Here is a 1,283-nt window from a genome sequence, read left to right as displayed (position 1 = left end):
CCGCCGTTGGATTCCGGAGAAACTACCGCCGCAACACCGCGCTCAGCACGTCGCGAATGCCGATGGCGCCGACGAAGCGCGACTGGTCGTCAAACAGCGCTACCGGAGCGGTCTGCGAACGGTGCATGGCCAGCATGACGGTTTTCAGCGAGGTGCCGGGATTGGCCCAGAACACTTGCGCGGCTTCCTCGGATTGGCCTTCGACGTCGGCGCACGACACCCAGACCGCCGGCTTGCCGTCGCGTTCGGCCGCCGCCACCAGCCCGTGATCGTCGATCTTGAAGCGCGTCGTCTTGCGGCGGTCGAGCCAGACCCAGCCGTCCTTGCCGTGCTCCAGATCACGACGGTCGCGCATCACGTTCCAGGCGGTCAGCACCGACAGCGGGTTCACATTGGCGATGAAGTCTCGGACATAGTCGTTGGCGGGCCGCAGCACGATGTCTTCGGGCGCGCCGGTTTGCACGATGCGCCCACCCTCCATGATGGTGATGTGGGAGCCGATCTTCAGCGCCTCCTCGAGGTCGTGGCTGACGAAGATGATGGTCTTCTTCAATTCAGCCTGCAGCTGCAGCAATTCGTCCTGCAGCTTGGTGCGGATGAGCGGGTCGAGCGCCGAGAACGGCTCATCCATCAACAGGATCGGCGCCTCGGTGGCGAAGGCCCGCGCCAGGCCGACGCGCTGCTGCATGCCGCCCGAAAGCTCATGCGCATATTTCTTCGACCACTGGTCGAGATTGACCAGCTTGAGCTGGCGTTGGACGCGCTCCTTGCGCTCGGCTTCTGGGACGCCGGCCAGTTCGAGGCCGAGACCGACATTCTCCTCCACCGTGCGCCAGGGCAAAAGGCCGAACTGCTGGAACACCATCGCCACCTGTTTCTGGCGCAGGCGCCGCAAGGTCGCCTCGTCGCAGGTGACGACATCGACGGTCTTGTCGCCATCCTTGACCAGCACCTGGCCGCGCGACACCACGTTGAGCCGGTTGACCGCCCGCAGCAATGTCGACTTGCCCGAACCGGAGAGGCCCATCAGAACGGAGATCTCGCCCTCGTTCACGGTCAGGCTGGCGCCGGCGCAGCCCAGTACATTGCCGGTCTTTTCGAGGATCTCGGCGCGGCTGGCGCCGGCGTCGATCATCTTCAGCGATCCGGCCTGGTCGGCGCCGAAAACGATATCGACGTTCCTGAAATCGACGGCGACGGTCATTTCTTGCCTCCAACGGCGATGCGGGTCATCCGGTCGAGCACGATGGCCAAAACGACGCTGGCAACCCCCGCCTCAAGCC

The 1,283-nt window shown here is 64.7% G+C and carries 1 protein-coding gene; it reads right to left on the bottom strand.

Going from position 1 to position 1,283, the window contains the following annotated elements; all coding sequences use genetic code 11:
• Positions 1-22: 22 nt before the first annotated feature.
• Positions 23-1,204 (bottom strand): choline ABC transporter ATP-binding protein, encoded by a 1,182-nt coding sequence (gene choV, locus ENZ74_RS32080; RefSeq protein WP_024504539.1) that lies wholly within the window; start codon positions 1,202-1,204, stop codon positions 23-25.
• Positions 1,205-1,283: the final 79 nt, after the last annotated feature.

This window comes from Mesorhizobium sp. M7A.F.Ca.CA.002.15.2.1, from assembly GCF_003998715.1.
Lineage (GTDB): Bacteria > Pseudomonadota > Alphaproteobacteria > Rhizobiales > Rhizobiaceae > Mesorhizobium > Mesorhizobium ciceri.
The sequence above is the reverse complement of the archived record's forward strand: the minus strand, read 5'-3'. Positions and strand labels throughout refer to the sequence as shown.